22 protein-coding genes are annotated in these 20,900 nt (G+C 60.8%); 12 read left to right on the top strand and 10 right to left on the bottom strand.

Annotated features, from left to right (window positions below):
• Nucleotides 1-74 precede the first annotated feature (74 nt).
• Entirely contained in the window at nt 75-545 is a 471-nt protein-coding gene (locus F7R20_RS23620) for a MaoC family dehydratase (protein ID WP_003198569.1), read from the bottom strand.
• 44 nt (nt 546-589) lie between these two features.
• Nucleotides 590-1,534 (bottom strand): alpha/beta hydrolase, encoded by a 945-nt coding sequence (locus F7R20_RS23615; protein WP_003198571.1) that lies wholly within the window; start codon nt 1,532-1,534, stop codon nt 590-592.
• A gap of 224 nt (nt 1,535-1,758) precedes the next feature.
• On the opposite strand from F7R20_RS23615, the gene fadD2 reads away from it, so the two are divergent.
• On the top strand, nt 1,759-3,447 hold the full coding sequence (fadD2, locus tag F7R20_RS23610; RefSeq protein ID WP_003198573.1) for a long-chain-fatty-acid--CoA ligase FadD2: 1,689 nt from the start codon (nt 1,759-1,761) through the stop codon (nt 3,445-3,447).
• 372 nt (nt 3,448-3,819) lie between these two features.
• Nucleotides 3,820-5,511 (top strand): long-chain-fatty-acid--CoA ligase FadD1, encoded by a 1,692-nt coding sequence (fadD1, locus tag F7R20_RS23605; RefSeq protein ID WP_003198575.1) that lies wholly within the window; start codon nt 3,820-3,822, stop codon nt 5,509-5,511.
• Nucleotides 5,512-5,671: 160 nt separating this feature from the next.
• Here fadD1 and F7R20_RS23600 read toward each other — a convergent pair whose 3' ends face one another.
• Nucleotides 5,672-6,049 (bottom strand): hypothetical protein, encoded by a 378-nt coding sequence (locus F7R20_RS23600; RefSeq protein ID WP_003198577.1) that lies wholly within the window; start codon nt 6,047-6,049, stop codon nt 5,672-5,674.
• Nucleotides 6,050-6,295: 246 nt separating this feature from the next.
• Here F7R20_RS23600 and F7R20_RS23595 point away from each other — a divergent pair, with 246 nt between their 5' ends.
• On the top strand, nt 6,296-7,246 hold the full coding sequence (locus F7R20_RS23595; protein WP_003198579.1) for a YihY/virulence factor BrkB family protein: 951 nt from the start codon (nt 6,296-6,298) through the stop codon (nt 7,244-7,246).
• A complete protein-coding gene (gene def / locus F7R20_RS23590; protein WP_003198581.1) occupies nt 7,243-7,782 on the top strand; it encodes a peptide deformylase in 540 nt (179 codons plus the stop codon). The genes F7R20_RS23595 and def overlap by 4 nt, the downstream gene beginning before the upstream one ends.
• Nucleotides 7,783-7,906: 124 nt before the next feature.
• Here the strand turns inward: def and F7R20_RS23585 are convergent, their stop codons facing one another.
• The 3 genes from F7R20_RS23585 to gntR all read right to left on the bottom strand — a co-directional run bounded on the left by F7R20_RS23585 (nt 7,907) and on the right by gntR (nt 10,360).
• Nucleotides 7,907-8,326: a GNAT family N-acetyltransferase gene (locus F7R20_RS23585; protein ID WP_003198583.1), complete on the bottom strand. Its 420-nt coding sequence runs from the start codon at nt 8,324-8,326 to the stop codon at nt 7,907-7,909.
• A gap of 291 nt (nt 8,327-8,617) precedes the next feature.
• Nucleotides 8,618-9,172: a hypothetical protein gene (locus tag F7R20_RS23580; protein ID WP_003198586.1), complete on the bottom strand. Its 555-nt coding sequence runs from the start codon at nt 9,170-9,172 to the stop codon at nt 8,618-8,620.
• 156 nt (nt 9,173-9,328) lie between these two features.
• Nucleotides 9,329-10,360 (bottom strand): HTH-type transcriptional regulator GntR, encoded by a 1,032-nt coding sequence (gene gntR / locus F7R20_RS23575; RefSeq protein WP_027912033.1) that lies wholly within the window; start codon nt 10,358-10,360, stop codon nt 9,329-9,331.
• 216 nt (nt 10,361-10,576) lie between these two features.
• Here gntR and F7R20_RS23570 point away from each other — a divergent pair, with 216 nt between their 5' ends.
• Together F7R20_RS23570 and F7R20_RS23565 are read left to right on the top strand one after the other, a co-directional pair.
• The gene (locus F7R20_RS23570) at nt 10,577-11,110 is read left to right on the top strand and encodes a gluconokinase (RefSeq protein WP_003198590.1); all 534 of its coding nucleotides are present in this window, start codon (nt 10,577-10,579) and stop codon (nt 11,108-11,110) included.
• A 92-nt stretch (nt 11,111-11,202) separates the two neighbouring features.
• Nucleotides 11,203-12,555, top strand: a complete 1,353-nt coding sequence (locus tag F7R20_RS23565; protein WP_003198592.1) for a GntP family permease — start codon at nt 11,203-11,205, stop codon at nt 12,553-12,555.
• A gap of 167 nt (nt 12,556-12,722) precedes the next feature.
• Here F7R20_RS23565 and alaC read toward each other — a convergent pair whose 3' ends face one another.
• Nucleotides 12,723-13,940 (bottom strand): alanine transaminase, encoded by a 1,218-nt coding sequence (gene alaC, locus F7R20_RS23555; protein WP_003198594.1) that lies wholly within the window; start codon nt 13,938-13,940, stop codon nt 12,723-12,725.
• 208 nt (nt 13,941-14,148) lie between these two features.
• Between alaC and F7R20_RS23550 the strand changes: the two genes are divergently transcribed.
• Both F7R20_RS23550 and F7R20_RS23545 read left to right on the top strand, forming a co-directional pair.
• Nucleotides 14,149-14,811: a LysE family translocator gene (locus tag F7R20_RS23550; protein ID WP_003198596.1), complete on the top strand. Its 663-nt coding sequence runs from the start codon at nt 14,149-14,151 to the stop codon at nt 14,809-14,811.
• A gap of 79 nt (nt 14,812-14,890) precedes the next feature.
• On the top strand, nt 14,891-15,379 hold the full coding sequence (locus F7R20_RS23545) for a GyrI-like domain-containing protein (protein WP_003198597.1): 489 nt from the start codon (nt 14,891-14,893) through the stop codon (nt 15,377-15,379).
• An 11-nt stretch (nt 15,380-15,390) separates the two neighbouring features.
• Here the strand turns inward: F7R20_RS23545 and F7R20_RS23540 are convergent, their stop codons facing one another.
• Together F7R20_RS23540 and F7R20_RS23535 are read right to left on the bottom strand one after the other, a co-directional pair.
• The gene (locus F7R20_RS23540) at nt 15,391-15,996 is read right to left on the bottom strand and encodes a pyridoxamine 5'-phosphate oxidase family protein (RefSeq protein ID WP_027912031.1); all 606 of its coding nucleotides are present in this window, start codon (nt 15,994-15,996) and stop codon (nt 15,391-15,393) included.
• A 35-nt stretch (nt 15,997-16,031) separates the two neighbouring features.
• Nucleotides 16,032-16,517, bottom strand: coding sequence for a GNAT family N-acetyltransferase (locus tag F7R20_RS23535; protein WP_003198602.1), 486 nt, complete (start codon nt 16,515-16,517; stop codon nt 16,032-16,034).
• A gap of 140 nt (nt 16,518-16,657) precedes the next feature.
• Between F7R20_RS23535 and F7R20_RS23530 the strand changes: the two genes are divergently transcribed.
• The 4 genes from F7R20_RS23530 (at nt 16,658) to F7R20_RS23515 (ending at nt 19,243) form a co-directional block, all read left to right on the top strand.
• A complete protein-coding gene (locus F7R20_RS23530) occupies nt 16,658-17,092 on the top strand; it encodes a YybH family protein (protein ID WP_003198604.1) in 435 nt (144 codons plus the stop codon).
• Between the two features lie 67 nt (nt 17,093-17,159).
• Complete coding sequence (locus F7R20_RS23525; protein WP_003198606.1) at nt 17,160-17,504, top strand: YciI family protein; 345 nt, start codon at nt 17,160-17,162, stop codon at nt 17,502-17,504.
• A gap of 27 nt (nt 17,505-17,531) precedes the next feature.
• Nucleotides 17,532-18,008, top strand: a complete 477-nt coding sequence (locus F7R20_RS23520) for an SRPBCC family protein (protein WP_003198608.1) — start codon at nt 17,532-17,534, stop codon at nt 18,006-18,008.
• On the top strand, nt 18,008-19,243 hold the full coding sequence (locus F7R20_RS23515) for an RNA polymerase sigma factor (protein ID WP_003198610.1): 1,236 nt from the start codon (nt 18,008-18,010) through the stop codon (nt 19,241-19,243). The genes F7R20_RS23520 and F7R20_RS23515 overlap by 1 nt, the downstream gene beginning before the upstream one ends.
• A 161-nt stretch (nt 19,244-19,404) precedes the next feature.
• Here F7R20_RS23515 and F7R20_RS23510 read toward each other — a convergent pair whose 3' ends face one another.
• A complete protein-coding gene (locus tag F7R20_RS23510; protein ID WP_003198612.1) occupies nt 19,405-20,748 on the bottom strand; it encodes an imelysin family protein in 1,344 nt (447 codons plus the stop codon).
• Nucleotides 20,749-20,900: the final 152 nt, after the last annotated feature.

Genomic DNA, 20,900 nt, shown 5'->3' with positions numbered 1-20,900 from the left:
GTGCCTGCATCGCGAGCAAGCTTTGCTCCCACACAACGGCTCGCCACAAGTCACTCACCATAGGCGCCTGTGAATCAACCGACGGTGATCGCCGGCAACGTCGGCAAGGTCACGGTCTGCTGCTTGCGCGGTGCGAGGATTTCGGCTTCGCCGTCCACCACCAGCTCGTCGCGCTGGTTGAACACGCGCGTGGCGATGCGCACACGGAATTTCGGCAGTTTTTCCAGGATCTCCAAGCGCACGGTCAGGGTGTCGCCGATTTTCACCGGCTTCTGGAAGCTCATCTGCTGGCCGATATAGATAGTGCCCGGCCCAGGCAACTCGCAGGCCACCGCGGCGCTGATCAGCGCACCGCTGAACATGCCATGGGCGATGCGCTCCTTGAACATGCTCGCGGCGGCGAACTCGGCGTCCAGGTGCACCGGGTTGTGATCGCCCGACATCGCCGCGAACAGCTGGATGTCACGCTCTTCGACGGTCTTGCTGTAGCTGGCGGTCTGGCCTACTTCGAGGGCTTCGTAAGGAGTGTTGGTAACCTGGGTCATCTGTTTCAAATCCTGTGAAGGAGTAAAGGAAAAATGCTGCAAGCCTACTCGCTGCGTGGCGGCCGCTTGTGGCTCAGGGCCTGGGCAATCCAGGCCAGTACGTCGGCGGTCACTTCATCGCGGTTGGTTTCATTGAACAGTTCGTGCCGGGCCTGCGGGTAAATCGTCAATTGCAGGTGCCGGATGCCGGCGTCACGCAAGGCGTCGGCCAGATCCTTCAGACGCTTGCCTTCGCTCACCGGATCACATTCGCCACCGATCACCAGCACGGGCAGGCCCGGATCGATCTGGGCGAGATTGGACGCTTTGCTGATTTGCTGCAACCCGCCGAGCAGGTCGACCCACAGTTGATTGGTGCAGCGAAAGCCACACAGCGGGTCGTGGACATACTGGTCGACTTCGGCCGGGTCGCGGCTGAGCCAGTCGAAGGGGGTACGCGTGGGTTTGAATTTCTTGTTGAAACTGCCGAACGACAGCCACTCGATCAACGCGCTGCGCCCCGTGGCACCCTGGCGCCGACGTTCGAAGCGGGCGATCAGGCGAGCGCTGCGGTAGAGCGTCACCGGTTGAAAGTTCGATCCGCTGAGAATCGCCCCGTGCAGGCTGGCGCTGTGATGCAACAGGTAACCCTGGGCGATGTAGCTGCCCATGCTGTGGCCCAGCAGCAGGATCGGGGTATCGGGGTATTGCTGGACGATGTGGTGGTTGAGGCTGGCCAGATCGCCCACGACCTTGGCCCAGCCGTCCTCGTCGGCAAAATGGCCGAGAATCGCTTCCTCGCCGGTCTTGCCATGGCCGCGCAGGTCCATGGCGCAGACACCGTAGCCTTCGTCGCACAACGCCTGGGCCAGACGGGCGTAGCGGCCGCTGTGTTCGGCCATGCCGTGGGCCAGCATGATCACCGCCAAAGGGGCGGTTTCGGGCAGCCACTGGTTGACGAACAGGCGGCTATGGTCGGTCGCGGTCAGCCAGAACGTTTGGTGGATCATGGCGATTCCTTTGCACAAAGTCAGACGCAGCGTCGCTGCATTGTATAGCGCATCCGCTGCGTCTCGCCTGATCAGGCCACGCCATGGCAGGAAGATTCACACAATCTATGACGCAGGTTGCCATATTTGCCTGATTGGCCATAGCTGCTAGTGTCCCAGGAGCTCCGCCTCTGCAAGCGATACAGATGCGGCCCGGACATGCTCAGGTAAAGAGGACAAAAACAATGCAGCCTGATTTCTGGAATGACAAACGCCCGACCGGCGTGCCCCTGGATGTTGATCTTGGGGCCTACAAGTCGGTGATCGAGGTGTTCGAACGTTCCTGTAAGAAATTTGCCGACCGTCCGGCGTTCAGCAACATGGGGGTGACCCTCACCTATGCCGAGCTGGAGCGCTACAGCGCGGCTTTCGCCGGCTACCTGCAAGCCCATACCGACCTGGCGCCGGGTGATCGAATCGCGGTGCAGATGCCTAACATCCTGCAGTACCCGATCGCCGTGTTCGGTGCCTTGCGCGCCGGGCTGATCGTAGTCAACACCAACCCGTTGTACACCGCGCGGGAAATGCGTCATCAGTTCAAGGACTCCGGTGCCCGGGCGCTGGTGTACCTGAATATGTTCGGGCAGAAAGTCCAGGAGGTGTTGCCCGATACGGACCTGCAGTACCTGATCGAAGCGAAGATGGGTGACCTGATGCCCACCGCCAAGGGCTGGCTGGTCAACACGATGGTGAGCAAGGTCAAGAAAATGGTCCCGGCCTATTCGCTGCCCCAGGCCATTTCCTTCAAGAGCGCCTTGCGCCTGGGGCGCGGCCAGGGCATCAAGCCGCTGAAAGTCAGCCTCGACGATATTGCGGTGTTGCAATACACCGGCGGCACCACCGGATTGGCAAAGGGCGCGATGCTGACCCACGGCAACCTGGTGGCCAACATGCAACAGGCCCGGGCCTGCCTGGGGCAGCTCGGCGATGACGGCCATCCACTGTTGCGCGAAGGCCAGGAGGTCATGATCGCACCGCTGCCGCTGTACCATATCTATGCGTTCACGGCGAACTGCATGTGCATGATGGTGACCGGCAACCACAACGTGCTGATCACCAATCCGCGGGACATCGGTGGTTTCATCAAGGAACTGAAGAGCTGGCGTTTCTCGTTGCTGCTGGGGCTCAACACGTTGTTCGTGGCATTGATGGACCATCCGGATTTCAAGACCCTGGATTTTTCCAGCCTCAAGGTCACCAACTCGGGCGGCACGGCGCTGATCAAGGCCACTGCCGAGCGTTGGGAGCAGATCACCGGTTGTGGCATCACCGAAGGTTATGGCCTGACCGAAACTTCGCCAGTGGCCAGTGCCAACCCTTACGGCGGCAAGTCCCGGTTGGGCACGGTGGGGATGCCGGTGCCAGGCACGCTGATGAAAGTGATCAACGACGATGGCGTCGAGCAGCCCCTGGGCGAGCGCGGTGAGCTGTGCATCAAGGGCCCGCAGATCATGAAAGGCTACTGGAACAAGCCTGAGGCCACGGCCGAAGTGCTGGACCACGAGGGCTGGTTCAAGTCCGGCGATATCGCGGTGATCGACCCGGACGGTTTCGTGCGCATCGTCGATCGCAAGAAGGACATGATCATCGTCTCGGGCTTCAATGTGTACCCCAACGAGATCGAAGACGTGGTGATGGCCCATCCCAAGGTGGCCAACTGCGCGGTAATCGGTGTGCCGGACGAGCGTTCGGGGGAGGCGGTGAAGCTGTTCGTGGTGGCGCGGGAAACCGGCGTCAGCCTTGAAGAACTCAAGGCCTACTGCAAGGAGAACTTCACCGGCTACAAGGTACCCAAGCACATTGTGCTGCGGGAGTCGTTGCCCATGACGCCGGTGGGCAAGATTCTGCGGAGGGAGCTGCGCGATATTGCCTGAGGTCCGCCGGGGTATCTGTCCTGACGAAAACCTGTGGGAGCACATCTTGCTCGATAGCGGTGGAACAGCCTCATTTGTATTGGCTGACATATCCCTATCGCGAGCAAGCTGTGCTCCCACAGTTGTTTGATTCAGAGAGATTTAACAGGCTGTAGATTTTTTACTCTAAAAATGACCATAAAATATTCATGAGTCATGTTTGTGACTGTGGGGGCTGCTTTTGGCTCTAGTCGGCCCCTGGCAAAGCTGCTACTCTCGGCGCGCTTTTGTGACTTCTCGGCCTTGATTCAAGCCAGATTCACCAATAAACACACACCAATAATAATCGCATCAAATGCGGTGAGAATTCGCGTTGCTGAGGAGTGGGCTTCCATGATTGAAGACTTTTGGAAGGATAAGTACCCAGCTGGGATTGCTGCCGACATCAATCCAGACGAGTATCCGAATATTCAGGCGGTGTTGAAGCAGTCCTGCCAACGCTTTGCCAACAAGCCGGCATTCAGCAACCTCGGCAAGACGATCACCTACGGTGAACTCTACGAGTTGTCCGGTGCCTTTGCCGCGTACCTGCAACAGCATACCGATTTACAGCCCGGCGATCGAATCGCCGTGCAACTGCCCAACGTTCTCCAGTACCCGGTGGCCGTGTTCGGGGCGATCCGCGCCGGGCTGATCGTGGTCAACACCAACCCGCTGTATACCGCGCGGGAAATGGAACACCAGTTCAACGACTCCGGGGCCAAGGCGCTGGTGTGCCTGGCGAACATGGCGCACCTGGCCGAGACCGTGGTACCCAAGACGAGCGTCAAGCACGTCATCGTCACCGAAGTCGCCGACCTGCTGCCGCCGCTCAAGCGCCTGTTGATCAACAGCGTGATCAAGTACGTCAAGAAGATGGTCCCGGCCTATCACTTGCCCAAGGCCGTCAAGTTCAACGATGTGCTGAGCAAAGGCCACGGCCAACCCGTGAGCGAAGCGAACCCCACCAGTGACGATGTGGCCGTGCTGCAATACACCGGCGGCACTACTGGCGTGGCCAAGGGCGCGATGCTCACTCATCGCAACCTGGTGGCGAACATGCTGCAGTGCAAGGCGCTGATGGGCTCCAACCTCAATGAAGGTTGCGAGATTCTGATCACGCCGCTGCCGCTGTACCACATCTACGCCTTCACCTTTCATTGCATGGCGATGATGCTGATCGGCAACCACAACATCCTGATCAGCAACCCGCGTGACCTGCCGGCGATGGTCAAGGAGCTGTCGAAGTGGAAGTTCAGCGGTTTCGTCGGCCTCAATACGCTGTTCGTGGCCCTGTGCAACAACGAAGCCTTCCGCAAGCTGGATTTCTCTGCCCTGAAAGTCACCCTGTCTGGCGGCATGGCCCTGCAACTGGCAGCAGCCGAGCGCTGGAAAGCAGTGACCGGTTGCCCGATCTGCGAAGGCTACGGCATGACCGAAACCAGCCCGGTGGCCACCGTCAACCCGATCCAGCACATCCAGATCGGGACTATCGGCATTCCGGTGCCGTCGACGCTGTGCAAGGTGATCAATGACGCGGGTGTCGAACAGCCATTGGGCGAAATCGGCGAATTGTGTGTGAAAGGTCCGCAGGTCATGAAGGGCTACTGGCAGCGCCAGGAAGCCACCGACGAGATCCTCGACAGCGAAGGCTGGCTCAAGACCGGTGACATTGCGTTGATCCAGCCGGACGGCTACATGCGCATCGTCGATCGCAAGAAAGACATGATCCTGATCTCCGGTTTCAACGTGTACCCCAACGAACTGGAAGATGTGCTGGCAACCCTGCCGGGCGTGCTGCAGTGCGCGGCCATCGGCATACCGGACGAGAAGTCCGGCGAGGCGATCAAGATCTTCATCGTCGCCCGGCCGGGTGTCACGTTGACCAAGGAACAGGTGATGGAACACATGCGTGCCAACGTCACCGGCTACAAGGTGCCCAAGGCCGTGGAGTTCCGTGATGCCTTGCCGACGACCAATGTGGGCAAGATCCTGCGGCGCGAGTTGCGGGATGAAGAGCTCAGGAAACTGGGGCTGAAGAAGTAAGACCGTTGCCAATGAAAAGCCCCGCTGATGCGGTGATGCTATTCACTTAAGGAAACGGCGCTTTTCCGAGGGAGGGAAAGCGCCGTTTTCTTTTGGGCTGGATTGGGTACATATCCGTTACCGCAGCAACGGATCTACACACCAAAGCTAGGAAATCGCATTACAACCTGAACTGCGCAAAATCCAGATTGGTACCCCCCGGACGCATGTCCTGCAGGTAGGAATCCTTGTCAGCGCTCAATTCCAGGCTCAGGGCCGCCTTGCGCTTGCCCTGGTTGCGCACTTCCAGGCCTTCCATTTTCTCGCGCAGGAACACGGTCGGCACCTTCAGGTGCAGCAGCTCATCGGTGGCCGGCGTGTGCAGCAGCAGGTGAATCCATTCGTATTGACCAATGGCCAGGCGCCCCACCGGGATATCGAACCAGAAGATGTTGCGGTTACGGTTCAATTCGCTGAAGTGGCAGTTGTTGACGCCCAGTACGGCGCCGCCCAGTTCCTGGTTTCTGCGGGCGATGGCCTGCTTTTTATCGAGTTTCATAACGTTCCTACGGGGTTGGAGCTTCAGGCCGCAGCCTGAATACGTGGGGCATTCTCGGTGGTTGCCGGGCAAACATAAAGCCCCGGCTGTAGGAACAATGAAACTTGGCTTGGCAATCGTCGGTCAATTCAGCGTCGGGCATGAAAGACGAAATTGATCCAACGTCGCCAAACAGGCTACTTTGTTGTGATAACGGCCCCTGAGTCGCCAAGCGACCCCCTTTTTTTGCGGCGAAAGGAGACGCACATGATGTTCCCGGCCTTGAAAGGCTTACCCTTGCATCGTGTGATGATGCGCACCGTGACCGAGTTTCTCGACGACGAGATGTCGACCTACGCCTCGGCATTGGCTTACCAAATGCTGTTTTCGCTGTTTCCTTTCATTCTCTTTTTGATCGCATTGATCGGCTTCCTGCACCTGCCGGACTTCTTCTCCTGGCTGCGCCTGCAATCGGAGCTGGTGCTGCCGCCCCAGGCCCTGGAGCAGGTCAACCCGGTGATCGACCAGCTCCAGCAATCCAAGGGCGGGCTGTTGTCGGTGGGTATCGTCATTGCGTTGTGGACCGCCTCGGCGGGCGTGCGGCTGATGATGAGCGCGATGAACGCCGCCTACGATGTGGTCGAGGGCCGTCCGGCCTGGAAGCGTTTTCCGCTGTCGATTTTCTACACCATCGGCATCGCCGGCATGCTGTTGGCCGCCGCTGCACTGATGGTGCTCGGACCGCAGGTGATGGGCTGGATCGCGGCCCAGGTCGGATTGGAGACGTTCATCGTCACGCTGTGGACGATCGTGCGCTGGCCGGTGATTGTGTTTCTGTTGATGGTGGCCGTGGCGCTGATCTATTACGTGATGCCCGACGTCAAGCAGGAGTTCCGCTTCATCACCCCGGGCTCTGTGCTGGCGGTGGTGGTGTGGATCGTCGCCTCCCTGGGATTCGCCTTCTACGTCAAGACCTTCGCCGACTACAACGCCATGTACGGCAGCATCGGTGCGATCATCGTGTTGTTGCTGTATTTCTATATTTCTTCGGCGGTGCTGCTGCTCGGTGCGGAGATGAATGCGGTGATCGAGCACATGTCCACCGAGGGCAAGAACCCGGGCGAAAAGAGCGCGGGCGAGCACGAAAAACAGCATGTGTCGGGCCTGGGCCGCGACCATTCCATCCCTCATCCCCACCCTGACGAAGCCCGACCATGATCCGTGACATCCTGAAAATGGGCGACGAACGCCTGCTGCGTATCGCCCCACCGGTGCCCGCCGAAATGTTCGACAGCCCAGAGTTGTGGCAACTGATCGACGACATGTTCCAGACCATGGAAAGCGTCGGCGGTGTCGGCCTGGCGGCGCCACAGATCGGCGTGGACCTGCAACTGGTGATCTTCGGCTTCGAGCACAGCGAGCGTTATCCTGACGCCGAGGCGGTGCCCCAGACCATCCTGATCAACCCGCTGATCACCCCACTGGGCCCGCAGATGGAAGAGGGCTTCGAAGGTTGCCTGTCAGTGCCGGGCCTGCGCGGGGCGGTCGAGCGCTACCAGGATATCCGCTACGAAGGCTTCGATCCCAAGGGCGAGCCGATCGTGCGTTACGCCTCGGGCTTTCATGCGCGGGTGGTGCAACATGAATGCGATCACCTGATCGGGCGCTTGTACCCGTCGCGTATCAGTGATTTCAGCAAGTTCGGGTTTACCGAGGTGATGTTCCCGGACCTGGACCCTACGGCCGACGATTGATAACCCACCACAGAACACTGTGGGAGCGAGCTTGCTCGCGATTGCGGTGTGTCAGCCACTATTGATGCAACTGACCTGACGCCATCGCGAGCAAGCTCGCTCCCACAATGGGGTGTGTTGATTTTCAGGATTTTGCAGGCGCAAGCCCCATCGCAATCATCGGCTTGCTACGCGCATACCGGCTCAGGCGTTCGGCCATCGCATAGGGCAGTTCGGGGTCGAAGCTGAAACCACTCCGTTCATAAAAACCGCGCAGATCCGGGTGGCAGAACAGCCACACCGGTTCATTCACGCCGTTCACCGCTTCGGCGATCAACCGTGCGGCGATGCCTTGTACTCGGTACGCCGGGGCGACGAACAACCCTGTCAACCAATGCCCACCCGACACCGGCCGCAGGCACAGGGCGGCGACGATCTCATCGCGCCGCGCCACCCAGAGCTGCGCGTCACGCACCGCTTTCATCGAGGATTGGTGGGCGCGATAGAACTTGTTCATCAGCGGCCAGAGCGACTCTTCGAGCGCTGCATAATGGATTTCGGACATGACAGGGTCATGGGCGATAAGGGGAGGGCGATTATAAAAGAACGCAGGTGCGGCGATAGGTGTATACCTGACTTCACATCCCGTATGAGTGGAGTACGTATCATGGCCAAAGGCATGGATTCAAAAAAAGCGGCAAAGAAAAAACCGGCGAAAACTGCCGATGAAAAGCGCGCCGACAAAAAAACCAAGAAGGTGAACCTGTTCGGTCATTGAACCGATACTGCTTCGGTTGGCCTCAGGTTTGAGCTGGGGCGCTAACCCCCAGCTCAAATGCTCCGCCATGCGCGAGGCTTAAAGCGAGGCGAGAAACATATCCGTGGCCGAGGCTTTGTCGTCGGTGCGGCTCTGCTGGGCCTTTTCCACCTGTGCGATCGCCGACTTGTCCTGCATGCGCTGGGCAATTTCCTGGCTGACAGCCATCTGCTTCTCAGGCGGCATCGCCTCGAACTCTTCCTCGGTAATGCCCATCTCTTCGAGAATGCTGTCGCGCAGGCGCTCTTCGGGCGTCTTGCTCATGTAGTCCTTGAATTCTGCCGTCGCAGAACCACCCAATGTCGTGGTTTCTTCGGATGCTGGTGAAGCCACGGTCTGCAATTGCACGCGGGTCTTGGCGAACGCCTCGTCGACGTTGTCGCTGATGGCGGTGCTCGCATTGACCTGTTGCGTGGCTCGTTGGGTGAAGGACTCCTGGACCTGGGCAGCGCCCTGGCTGGCCTGGGCCTGGACGTTATCGCGCAAAGCCTGCAACGCGGCACTTTGCAGGCCGCTGGCGGCTTCGGCAGTGGGATCTTCGCCCGGGCGTTTGAGCGGCAAGACCATCGCTTGCTGTTTTGCACTGACCAACATGATGAATACCTGTGGGTAATGACTGAGCGATGGGCAGGAGCAATTCCCATGCCGTCGCCGCGAGGCCCGTATTCCAACGCGATGGGCTGGCGCGGGGCGAGCGGGGCGGCCAATCCTTGCCGTTCGTCGGCATGGATCGACCGCATCGTGCCGGGCTCAGGTGCTTTCGCGGACCTTGAGCTCAAAGCCCATGTCCACCACCGGCTGCGCGATGCGGTTGCCGGCCATTAACGTCAGCATTTGCTCGGCTGCGCGGCGGCCGATGGCTTCCCGTGGGGTGCTGATGCTGCTCAGGCGCGGCACCGTGTGGGCCGAGGCGGGCAGGTCGTTGAAGCCCAGCACCGCAACCTGCTCGGGAATCTTGATGCCGCAGCGAAGGGCCTCGAACAAGGCACCGTGGGCCAGGTCGTCGTTGCCGAAGAAGATCGCATCGACATCGGGGTGGTTGTCCAGCAACTGCAGGAACAATTCGCCGCCCAGGCCTACCGATGACGGGCGCGGGGTCAGCAGTTCCAGGTCCGGGTCATACAGACCGGCTTTCTGCAGGGCGCGGCGAAAACCTTCGCCACGCAGCAGGGTGCGTTGGTCCAGTTGCGCGCCGATGTAGGCCAGGCGCTTGCGGCCCTTGGAGATCAGATGCTCGGCCGCCGTTTCGCCGGCCTTGAGCTGGGAGAAGCCGACGCAATTGAGCCCCGCGCCGGGGTCCAGTTCCATCATGTACACGCAGGGAATATTGCTGGCCTCGATCATGCGTCGGGCGCTTTCGGTGCGGTCGAAACCGGTCAACAGCAAACCACGCGGCTGATAGGCCATGTAGTTGCGCAACAGGTCTTCTTCTTCGTCCCGGGAATAGTGGTAGTTGCCGATCACCACTTCGAAACCCTTGGGTCGCAGGACCCGATGAATGGCTTCCAGGGTGTCGATGAACAACAAGTTGGACAACGACGGCACCAGCACCACCACCGAATGGCTCTGGGCCGAAGCCAGGGCGCGGGCGGCGGGGTTGACGACGTAGTTGAGCTCCACGGCGGCCTGGCGGACCTTTTCCACCAGATCGACGGCTACGGTGCTGACGCCGCGCAGGGCACGGGAGGCGGTGATCGGGCTGACACCGGCCAGGCGTGCGACTTCGTTGAGCGTAGGGCGACCGGTGGTGCGAGTATTCTTATCGTTTTTAGGGGCGGTCATCAGGGCGGCTTGCCAAACAAAAATCAAGGCACTAAGGTAGCGCTGTCTCGACGCGGCTGCAATTGCGTAAGTGGGGTTTGCCTGATCCCCCGTGTGCTGGTGTCGTGAACGAACATGCTGCAACCACAAAAATGACAAGAAGGCGTCGGCAACTTCTGCTTTTGCTGCGGTGTCATAACTGGCAAAGGTAGCGCTGTCTGCGCGCTGAGGTGTTACATGAATAATCCCATCACCGCCCTGGTCATCATGGGCGTTGCCGGTTGCGGCAAAACTTGCGTCAGCCAGGCGCTATGCGAGCTGAGCGGCGCCACTGCCATTGAAGGCGACACTTTCCACCCAGCGGCCAACATCCAGAAGATGAGCGCCGGTATTCCCTTGAACGACGACGACCGTGCCGGCTGGCTCGACAGCCTGTGCGATGAGTTGCGCCGTGTCGATGCCACGGGCGAGCGCCCGGTGCTGACCTGCTCGGCCCTCAAGCACAGTTATCGCGAGCGTCTGCGCAGTGCCTTGCCTGGCCTGGGCTTCGTATTCCTTGAATTGACCCCCGAAGTGGCCGCCGACCGCGTTTCCCATCGTCCCGGCCATTTCATGCCGTCGACCCTGATCGACAGCCAGTTTGCCACCCTTCAATCCCCTGTCGGCGAGCCCCTGACCCTGGCTCTGGATGCGTCCAGCCACAGCGTTGAAGAGTTGGCGCATCAGGCTTACGTCTGGTGGTTGGACCATGGTTTGAAGCTTGCCGGCTGAGTTTCAAAAAATTTGCGTCAGAAAGATAGCGCTACCCCGACGGCTAACCAATAACTGCTTCAATAACAACAACAAATCAGGAGACACCTCCCATGTTCGGCATGTCCCACGAGACGTTCCTGCTGCTTGATGCAGTGGTCACGGTGATCGGACTCATCATCCTCATCACCAAGTTCAAATTCCACCCGTTCATTGCACTGACCATCGCCGCCGCGTTCCTCGGCCTGACGTCGGGCATGCCGACCGGCACCATCATCAAGGCGTTCCAGGACGGCTTCGGTGGTGTGCTGGGCTTTGTCGGCATCATCCTGGCGCTGGGCACGATGCTCGGCAAAATGATGGCCGAGTCGGGCGGGGCCGATCAGATCGCCCAGACCCTGATCCGCGCCTTCGGCAAGGACAAGGTGCAGTGGGCCATGATGTTCGCCGCGTTCCTGGTGGGCATCCCGCTGTTCTTCGAAATCGGCTTCGTGTTGCTGATCCCGCTGGTGTTCATCGTCGCACGTCGCACCGGCGTGTCGATCATCAAGATCGGTATCCCGCTGCTGGCCGGTCTTTCCGCCGTCCACGGTCTGGTGCCGCCGCACCCGGGGCCGCTGCTGGCGATCGGCGTGTTTGGCGCGGACATCGGCAAGACCATTCTCTATGGCCTGATCGTAGCGCTGCCGACGGCCATCATTGCCGGGCCGATCTTTGGTACGTTCATTGCCAAGCACATCCCCGGCCATCCGAACCAGGAGCTGGTGGACCAACTGGCCCGCGAGACGGACTCCGCCGAACTGCCAAGCTTCAGCATCACCCTGATCACCGTGCTGTCGCCGGTATTCCTGATGTTGCTCAAGACGTTCGCTGACGTAGCGCTGCCCGATGGCAACCTCTTCCGCGCCTGGATGGACATGATCGGCCACCCGATCTCGGCGTTGCTGCTGGCGTTGCTGCTGTCGCTTTACACCTTCGGCTACAAGCAGGGCATCGGTGCCAACCAGATGCTCAAATGGCTGGATGCCAGCCTTGCGCCGACCGCCGCGATCATCCTGATCATCGGTGCCGGTGGTGGCTTCAAGCAGATGCTGGTGACCAGTGGTGTGGGCGACGTGATCGGCCACATGGCGGTGAGTGCGCAGATCTCGCCGATCCTGCTGGCGTGGCTGGTGGCTGCGGTGATCCGCATTGCCACAGGCTCGGCGACGGTGGCGACCATTACCGGTGCCGGGATCGTGGTGCCAGTGGTGGGGATGATGCCGGGTGTGAACCGTGAGCTGCTGGTGCTGGCGACCGGTGCCGGTTCGTTGATCCTGTCCCACGTCAACGACGCGGGCTTCTGGCTGGTCAAGCAGTACTTCAACATGACCGTGGCCGAAACGTTCAAGACCTGGACCGCGATGGAAACCATCCTGTCCGTGGTGGGATTGATCTTTATCCTGCTGCTGTCGCTGGTGGTCTGAACCAGAGCAATACCCAACTGTGGGAGCGAGCTTGCTCGCGATGGCGGTGTAACAGTCGACAGAGATGCTGACTGTTATGTCGCTATCGCGAGCAAGCTCGCTCCCACACTGGTTTCGGGTGATCAACAGATCCAGGGTGGGAGCAAACTCCCACCGTTGTTTTTGCGTCAGGCGCCAGGTTTGTTTATCAACCCATCCGCCCGGAACATCCCACGTATCCCGCGCACGGCCTGGCGAATCCGGTCCTGGTTTTCGATCAGCGCGAAGCGCACGTGATCATCCCCATATTCCCCGAACCCCACCCCCGGCGAGACGCAGACCTTGGCTTCGGCCAACAGCTTCTTGGCAAATTCCAGTGAGCCCAGATGGGCATAGGCTTCGGGAATCTTGGCCCAGACGTACATCGACGCCTTGGGGTTTTCCACCATCCAGCCCAGTTCATGCAGGCCCTTGACCAGTACGTTGCGGCGCTGGCGGTACTGCTCGGCGATGTCGCGCACGCATTGCTGGTCGCCTTCCAGGGCGGCGATGGCGGCCACTTGCAGCGGGGTGAAGGTGCCGTAGTCGTGGTAGCTCTTGATCCGCGCCAGGGCGTTGACCAGTTCCGGGTTGCCCACCATGAAACCGATGCGCCAGCCGGCCATGTTGTAGCTCTTGGACAGGGTGAAGAACTCCACCGCGATGTCTTTCGCGCCAGGCACCTGCATGATCGACGGGGCTTTCCAGCCGTCGTAGACGATGTCGGCGTAGGCCAGGTCGTGGATCACCAGGACGTCGTACTGCTTGGCCAGGGCGATGACCCGTTCGAAGAAATCCAGCTCCACGCACTGGGCGGTGGGGTTGGAGGGGAAGCCGAGGATCATCATCTTCGGCTTGGGAATCGAGCCGCGAATGGCCCGCTCCAGTTCAGCGAAGAAATCCACCCCTGGCACCAGCGGTACCGAACGCACCTGGGCGCCGGCGATCACCGCGCCGTAGATGTGGATCGGATAGCTGGGGTTGGGCACCAGCACCGTGTCGCCCTGGTCCAGGGTTGCCAGCATCAGGTGGGCCAGGCCTTCCTTGGAACCGATGGTGACGATGGCTTCGGTTTCCGGGTCGATGTCCACCTCATAGCGGTCCTTGTACCAGCGCGAAATGGCGCGGCGCAGGCGCGGGATGCCTTTGGAGGTGGAATAGCCGTGGGTGTCTTCCCGCTGGGCGACGGTGACCAGCTTTTCCACAATGTGCGGGGGCGTGGCGCCGTCGGGGTTACCCATGCTCAAGTCGATGATATCTTCGCCGCGCCGACGCGCAGCCATCTTCAGCTCGGCAGTGATATTGAATACGTACGGGGGGAGTCGATCGATACGCGCAAAGCGGCGCGGCGAACCTTGTTCGGCCATTGTTGCCTCGAGATACGTGAGCGCCCGGAACCGTCCGAGCGACGTTGGCCACTGCGGTGGCCTGCGGCGCAAGATAATCGGGCGGATGTCGGATTGTCCAGTAGCCGCGCACAACTATTTTCGACGACACTGTCGACCTCGCCACGCAGCCATCAACGCCGGCTGCGGGCAGTTGAATTCGCTGTAGCCCAATCGAACGGAATGAATGATGGAATTTTCCAGCGGTTTCCTGCTGAGTCTCTCCCTGTGCCTGGACATAGGCGTGGCCAATATCGCGATGATCACCCTGGCGATGCAGCGCGGTTACTTCCAGGGTTTCGCCCTGGGCCTGGGCACCTGCGTGGGCGACCTGGTCTACGCCGTCCTGGCCCTGGCGGGCATGACTGTCCTGCTGCAATACGAAGCGGTGCGCTGGGTGCTGTGGCTGGGTGGCTCGGTGCTGTTGCTGTATTTCGCGGCGAAGATGATCCATTCGGCGATCTATCACAGCGCCGTGCTGGCCGAGGCTGGGGAGGTGCAGGGCAACTCCCCGCGCCAGGAGTTCTTTCGCGGGATTTTCCTGGCCATGTCATCGCCCAGTGCCATCCTCTGGTTCGCTGCGGTGGGCGGCACACTGATCGCGCGTTCGGGTGGTGGCACCTTGCTCAGCTCGGCGCTGTTCCTCAGTGGTTTTCTCTGTGCCGGGTTGTTGTGGTGCGCGGCCCTGTGCCTGGCGGCGACCCAGGGCGGCAAATTGTTGGGGGATAAACTGCTGCGTTACTCCTATTGGGCATCCGCCGCGATCTTCTGCTATTTCGCGGTGTACGTGATTGTTTCTGGCTACAACGAGTTTGTCGGAAAAGCCGTCACCAGCGCCTTGCCTGGAATCTGACAAGCGAAACGGCCCTGGCAATCACGGTTTGGCTTCTATACTGCCAAGCCCGACTTCACGTTTGCTGGAGTGTTGCCGCATGGAAAAGCCCAAACGCGATTACATAGCCGAACCACGCTTTGAACAGGGACGTTTTCAGCTTATTGCCGGCTTTGGTGCTCGGTTTACCCAGGACACTGCCCAAGATATTCCTTTGCTCTGGGAAAAGTTCCTGCCCTGGCTCGGCAAGGTGCCAGGGCAGAAAGATGAAGTGACCTACGGCGTGTGTTGCAACCCGGACGGGAAGGGTGGGTTCGAATACATCGCTGGCGTGGAAATCAGCCGGCTCGACGATCTGCCGGAACAATACCGCTGGATCGAAATCCAGCCGGGGTATTACGCCGTCTTCGAACATAAGGGGTCGTTGAAACAACTGCCGGACACGTTCCAATACATCTGGAAGGAGTGGCTGCCGCGTTCCGGTCACACGGCGGCGCAATTGCCGGAGTTCGAGCGCTACAGCGAGGACTTCAACCCCAGGACCGGCGAAGGCACCCTGGAGATCTGGATCCCGCTCAAGCCAAGTTGATCGTCGCTGCTTCAGTACAGGCTGGCCTGCACCCGCGCAGGTGCTTCACGGTCATAAGTCTCGGCATCGAACTGCCCATCATTCAAGCGCTTGTGGATCGCCCCGGCGCTGGGCAGGGCCGAGCGTTCGAGATGGCGAGCCGGATTCCACAGGTCTGAGCGCACGATGGCTTTGGCGCAATGGAAAAACGCCGCTTCGACCGTCACCAGCAGCACCGTGCGAGCCGGCTTGCCGTTGACTGCAAAGCGCTCCAGCAGCGCGGGTTCGGCGCTGATCCGGGCCGTACCGTTGACCCGCAAGGTTTCGCCAATCCCGGGAATGAGGAACAGCAGCGATACCCGCGGATCGTGCAGGACGTTGCGCAGGGTGTCGATGCGGTTGTTGCCGGGACGATCCGGCAAGGCCAGGGTGCACTCGTCGAGGACCTGCACGAAACCCGGCACATCGCCCCGCGGCGAGCTATCAAGGCCGTCGGGCCCTGCCGAACCGATGACCACCAGCGGCGAGGCCCGGACCATCGCCTGGTAATCCTCGTTCAGGAAGGGGATCTGTTTGCGCACTGCCCGTTCGTGGGGCAGGCCATAAAGCGCTTCCAGCTGTTCAATCGACGTCAACATCATCCATTCATCCTGAGTCTATGGGTCAAGGTCCATCAAAACGCCAACCCCATTCGCCGCTCGTAACCGATGCGGCCCTTGTAGGCCTCGCCACTGTCGACCCAGCCCAGCCGGGTGTACAGGCCGATGGCCGAGTCGTTATCGGCGTCAACCGAGAGCTCCAGCCCGCGGATTTCCGGCCAGGCGGCTCGCGCCACGGCGGGCAGCGCCTGCAGGCAGGCCTTGCCATAACCTTTGCCCTGGGCCCGGTGATCGACTTGCAGGGCATGCAGGGTGGCGCTGTGTTCATTGGCCCAGGCGGGCAGTACCGGCGGGCGCTTGAGCAGCAGGAAGGCCACCGGCACCTCTTCAGCCAATAGCGCAAACCCTTTGACCCCGGGGCCGGGCTTGGACAGCAGCGTGTGCAGGGCGCCGTGGATATCGCCGGCGAACTTGATCTGTTCGGGGTGGATTTCGATGGCGCTGACCTGTTCGCGTTGCAGCGGGGTCAGGTCTTCGTAGGGTACGAGCTGAGCGGTCACAAAAACATCCGTTGTTTACCAGCAGAATAGGACCTGGATTCTAGCGAATTTTTTCTTTGAATTATTTTTGTTGGGTTGTCGATTCGCTGTTTCTCCAAACGACAAAGGGTGTCTTCAACAAAAAACCGCGGAGAATCACCATGAATACCCAAGCCACTGAAACCGAAATCCAGGCCCTGATCGACACCTATCGCCAAGCGGTCATGGCCAAGGACGTCGAAAAGGTCATGGCGCTCTATGACGAAGACATCGTCTCGTTCGATGCCATCCAGGCCTTGCAATTCAAGGGCAAGACCGCTTACCGGGCCCATTGGCAAGCCTGCATGGAAATGTGCCCCGGCCCGCACAAGTTCGACTTCCATCAGGTCAAGATTACCCCGGCCGAGAACATCGCCTTCGCCCACTGGCTGGCCTATTGCGGCGGCACCAACGACAAAGGCGAGGAACAAGCCTGCTGGATGCGCGTGACGGCCTGCTACCGGCGTGTAGCCGGGCAATGGCGGATCGTCCATGAACATTGGTCCGCGCCGTTCGACCCGATGGCCGGTACGACGCTGTTCGACCTGCAACCCTGATCGTCGGTTTTTTTGCTGAGCCTCATTCTGCCGTCCATAGTTGATCAGTCCGATCACGGAGCCTTCCATGAAGTACCTATGCCTGGTGTATAGCAACGAACACACGCTGCACAACTCGCCCGACAGCCCGGAGGACGCCGAGTGCATGGCCTATGCCGAATCGATCCAGGGCAGTGGGCGGATGCTGGCCGCCGAGGCCCTGGAGTCGGTGCAGACCGCTACCACGGTGCGCATGCGCGGCGGCAAGCTGTCGATCACCGACGGCCCGTTCGCCGAAACCAAGGAGCAACTGGCGGGCTTCTACCTGATCGATGCCAAGGACCTCAACGAAGCCATCCAGGTCGCCGGCAATATCCCGGCGGCCCGGGTCGGCTGCGTCGAAGTGCGACCGGTACGCCAACTGAACCCCTGAACAACAAATACAAACAGGACTTCATTCATGAACTTTGCAGCTGCCCCTTACGCGTTATCCATCAGCCGAATGATCGACGCTCCGCGTCAGAAGATTTTCCGCGCCTGGACCGAGCCCGCCTTGCTGGTCCAATGGTGGGGCCCCCATGGCATGACCACGCCGGAGTGCGAAATGGACCTGTGGGTCGGCGGTCAGTTTCGCACCCTGATGCGCGCGCCCGACGGCAGTGAATACCCGACCATGGGCGTGTTCCTGGAAATCCTCGCCCCGCAGCGCCTGGTGTTCACTGACGCGTTCGTGCCCGGTTGGATTCCCTCCGGCAAAGCCTTCATGACCGCTGAGGTACTGCTCGAGGAGGTGGACGGCAAAACCCGTTACACCGCCCGTGCGCTGCACTGGAGCGAGGAGGATCGCCAGGCGCACGAAGCCATGGGCTTCCATGAGGGCTGGGGCCAGAGCCTGGACCGGCTTGAAACATTGGTCACCCAAGGCATGCCCGACTGATGTCGGTCGAAGCGGTCAAGGCGCGGGTCGAGCAGGTTTATCGGCAAGACTCGCGGCGGATCCTGGCGACGTTGATTCGCCTGCTGGGGGATTTCGATCTCGCCGAAGAAGCCTTGCACGAGGCCTTCTTCATTGCGGTCGAGCGCTGGCAGCGCGACGGGGTGCCGGACAACCCGCGGGCCTGGCTGGTGTCTGCCGGGCGTTTCAAAGCCATCGACAGTTTGCGCCGGCGCGCGCGTTTCGCCGCGTCCCGGCCGATGTTGATCGCCCAGCTCGAAGAGCTGGAGCAGGGCCAATGGAGTGACGAAGACGTGGAAGACGATCGCCTGCGGCTGATTTTCACCTGTTGCCACCCGGCTCTGGCGGCGGACGCGCAGGTGCCCCTGACGCTGCGGGAAGTCTGCGACCTGACCACCGAGCAAATCGCCCGGGCTTTCCTCGCCGCCCCGGCGGCCATTGCCCAGCGCATCGTACGGGCCAAGGCGAAGATCCGCGATGCCAGGATCCCCTACCAGGTGCCGTCTCGCGCGGAACTGCCGGAACGGCTGGACAGCGTGCTGCGGGTGATCTACCTGGTGTTCAACGAAGGTTATTCGGCCTCGATGGGCGCCGAGCTGACCCGCGAAGACCTGACGCGCGAAGCCATCCGCCTCGGGCGCCTGCTGATGGAGTTGCTGCCCGAGGCTGAGGTCATGGGGTTGCTGGCGTTGATGCTGCTGCACGAATCCCGGCGTCCGGCGCGAACTTCATCGACCGGTGAGCTGATCCTGTTGGATGAACAGGCGCGATCCTTATGGGATGCCGAGCTGATCGCCGAGGGCTGTGCGTTGGTGGAAGCCGCGCTGAAAACTCGCCGGTTCGGGCCGTACTGCCTGCAAGCGGCGATTGCGGCGGTGCATGCCGAAGCGCCGACGGCGCAGGAGACCGACTGGCCGCAGATCGTCGGGCTTTATGATGTGCTGCTGCGCGCCGTGCCATCGCCGGTGATCGAACTCAACCGCGCCGCTGCCCTGGCCAAGCGCGATGGACCGGAAGCCGGCTTGCGCCTGGTCGAGGCGATCCTGGGGCGTGGGGAATTACTCGACTATCACCTGGCCTACTCGGCGCAGGCGGAGTTCTGTCGTCAACTGGGACGCTTGGACGAGGCGAGGTCGGCGTATCGACGCGCGCTTGAGTTGACGCAGCAATTGCCGGAACGGCGGTTTATCGAAGGGCGGCTTGCGGGGTTGCAATGATGAATCACAAGCAACGAAATTCCTGTGGGAGCGAGCTTGCTCGCGATGGCGGTAGACCGGCCAACATGAATGTCGACTGATAGCCCCCAATCGCGAGCAGGATCGCTCCCACAGGTTTGTGGCTTGGCTGGCTGCGTTAACCGTCAGCCAGCCGGCGTTGATCAGAACTCGTGATCAGCGTTGTCCGGGTTCAGGTCGCTGATGCCCAGTTTGCCCGCAGCCTGTTCGATCGAACCGGTCTGCTTGACCAGTGCGGCGATGGCGTCGCGCACGATCTGGTTGCCCGCGGTGTTGCCGGCGGCGATCAGTTGGTCGTAGTGCTCACCTTTGTTGGCGTGATCGACCATGACCTGGATCTTGGCCTCGGTGTCGGCCAGGTCGGCCTTGAGCGCGGTGTCCGCGGCCGGATCGGCCTTGGCGACCAGGGACGACAGGCTCGCGCCGGTCATCTTGGTGCCGTCGACGCGGGTGTATTCGCCCAGGTACACGTTACGTACACCCTTGGCATCGTAGAAATGCGAGTTATGGGTGTTGTCGCTGAAGCAATCCTGCTCGTCTTCTGGCGAGTTGGCTTCCAGGGACACTTTCATGCGTTCGCCCGCCAGTTCCCCCAGGGAAAGGCTGCCCATGCCGAACAGCATCTTGCGCAGGCCGCTTTCGGCGGGCTCGGCTTCCAGGGTGGCGCGGTAGTTGTCAGACACGTTCGGCTTCCAGTTGCCGACCATCTCTTCGAGGTCGTTGACCAGCAATTGGGTCACGGACTTGAGGTAGGCACGACGACGGTCGTTGTGACCGCCGGTGGCGCCAGCGCCTTGCAGGTAGTCCGACGCCGGGCGGTTACCCGCGCCAGGGCCGGTGCCGTTGAGGTCCTGGCCCCACAGCAGGAATTCGATGGCGTGGTAGCCGGTGGCGACGTTGGCCTCGGAACCGCCCAGCTCATTGAGGCTGGCGAGTTTTTCCGGGGTGATGTCCTTCACATCGACCTTGTCTTCGCCGACCTGGACTTCGGTGTTGGCGATGATGTTGGCGGTGGCGCCCGGGTTACCCAAGGCGTGCTCGTAGGATTTGTCGACGTAGTCGATCAGGCCCTCGTCCAGGGGCCAGGCGTTCACCTGGCCTTCCCAGTCGTCGATGATGGTGTTGCCGAAGCGGAACACTTCGCTTTGCAGGTAAGGCACGCGTGCGGCGACCCAGGCAGTCCGGGCGGCCTTCAGGGTCTCGGCGTTCGGCTTGGCCAGGAACGCGTCGACGGCGGTTTGCAGGGTTTTTGCCGTGGATTCGGCATCGCTGTAGACGGCATAGACGATGTCGGCATAGTGCGCGACAACGGCCTTGGCGGCAGCTTCGTCGATTTTGCCGGCGGCAGCAGGGGCGACCGGTGCCGCGGTGCTGGCGGCAGGCGTTGGCGCTTGCGGCGCGGCGGCCTTGTCTTTGCCTTCGCCGCAACCGGCGAGGGAAATAGCGATAGCCAGCAGACTGGCAGTAGCCAGGGGCATACGAATCATGGCAAACATCCTGCTTCGATGATGGACGGGACAGGCGCGAGGTGCGCAAAACTGCGACATAATGCGAAAGATTTGCATTATGTGTAAAGGGTTGCAGGTGTAAATATTTCTTATTTAATGATGGGAGATTGCCGCCTTCGGTAGCGTCTGTA

This window comes from Pseudomonas brassicacearum subsp. brassicacearum (assembly GCF_008801605.1).
Taxonomy (GTDB): Bacteria; Pseudomonadota; Gammaproteobacteria; order Pseudomonadales; family Pseudomonadaceae; genus Aquipseudomonas; species Aquipseudomonas brassicacearum.
The sequence above is the reverse complement of the archived record's forward strand: the minus strand, read 5'-3'. Positions and strand labels throughout refer to the sequence as shown.

Excerpts from the sequence above, each read along its gene's own strand:
- F7R20_RS23620 (WP_003198569.1), bottom strand. The coding sequence starts at position 545 with ATGACCCAGGTTACCAACACTCCTTACGAAGCCCTCGAAGTAGGCCAG.
- F7R20_RS23615 (WP_003198571.1), bottom strand. The coding sequence starts at position 1,534 with ATGATCCACCAAACGTTCTGGCTGACCGCGACCGACCATAGCCGCCTG.
- fadD2 (WP_003198573.1), top strand. The coding sequence starts at position 1,759 with ATGCAGCCTGATTTCTGGAATGACAAACGCCCGACCGGCGTGCCCCTG.
- fadD1 (WP_003198575.1), top strand. The coding sequence starts at position 3,820 with ATGATTGAAGACTTTTGGAAGGATAAGTACCCAGCTGGGATTGCTGCC.
- F7R20_RS23600 (WP_003198577.1), bottom strand. The coding sequence starts at position 6,049 with ATGAAACTCGATAAAAAGCAGGCCATCGCCCGCAGAAACCAGGAACTG.
- F7R20_RS23595 (WP_003198579.1), top strand. The coding sequence starts at position 6,296 with ATGATGTTCCCGGCCTTGAAAGGCTTACCCTTGCATCGTGTGATGATG.
- def (WP_003198581.1), top strand. The coding sequence starts at position 7,243 with ATGATCCGTGACATCCTGAAAATGGGCGACGAACGCCTGCTGCGTATC.
- F7R20_RS23585 (WP_003198583.1), bottom strand. The coding sequence starts at position 8,326 with ATGTCCGAAATCCATTATGCAGCGCTCGAAGAGTCGCTCTGGCCGCTG.
- F7R20_RS23580 (WP_003198586.1), bottom strand. The coding sequence starts at position 9,172 with ATGTTGGTCAGTGCAAAACAGCAAGCGATGGTCTTGCCGCTCAAACGC.
- gntR (WP_027912033.1), bottom strand. The coding sequence starts at position 10,360 with ATGACCGCCCCTAAAAACGATAAGAATACTCGCACCACCGGTCGCCCT.
- F7R20_RS23570 (WP_003198590.1), top strand. The coding sequence starts at position 10,577 with ATGAATAATCCCATCACCGCCCTGGTCATCATGGGCGTTGCCGGTTGC.
- F7R20_RS23565 (WP_003198592.1), top strand. The coding sequence starts at position 11,203 with ATGTTCGGCATGTCCCACGAGACGTTCCTGCTGCTTGATGCAGTGGTC.
- alaC (WP_003198594.1), bottom strand. The coding sequence starts at position 13,940 with ATGGCCGAACAAGGTTCGCCGCGCCGCTTTGCGCGTATCGATCGACTC.
- F7R20_RS23550 (WP_003198596.1), top strand. The coding sequence starts at position 14,149 with ATGGAATTTTCCAGCGGTTTCCTGCTGAGTCTCTCCCTGTGCCTGGAC.
- F7R20_RS23545 (WP_003198597.1), top strand. The coding sequence starts at position 14,891 with ATGGAAAAGCCCAAACGCGATTACATAGCCGAACCACGCTTTGAACAG.
- F7R20_RS23540 (WP_027912031.1), bottom strand. The coding sequence starts at position 15,996 with ATGTTGACGTCGATTGAACAGCTGGAAGCGCTTTATGGCCTGCCCCAC.
- F7R20_RS23530 (WP_003198604.1), top strand. The coding sequence starts at position 16,658 with ATGAATACCCAAGCCACTGAAACCGAAATCCAGGCCCTGATCGACACC.
- F7R20_RS23525 (WP_003198606.1), top strand. The coding sequence starts at position 17,160 with ATGAAGTACCTATGCCTGGTGTATAGCAACGAACACACGCTGCACAAC.
- F7R20_RS23520 (WP_003198608.1), top strand. The coding sequence starts at position 17,532 with ATGAACTTTGCAGCTGCCCCTTACGCGTTATCCATCAGCCGAATGATC.
- F7R20_RS23515 (WP_003198610.1), top strand. The coding sequence starts at position 18,008 with ATGTCGGTCGAAGCGGTCAAGGCGCGGGTCGAGCAGGTTTATCGGCAA.
- F7R20_RS23510 (WP_003198612.1), bottom strand. The coding sequence starts at position 20,748 with ATGATTCGTATGCCCCTGGCTACTGCCAGTCTGCTGGCTATCGCTATT.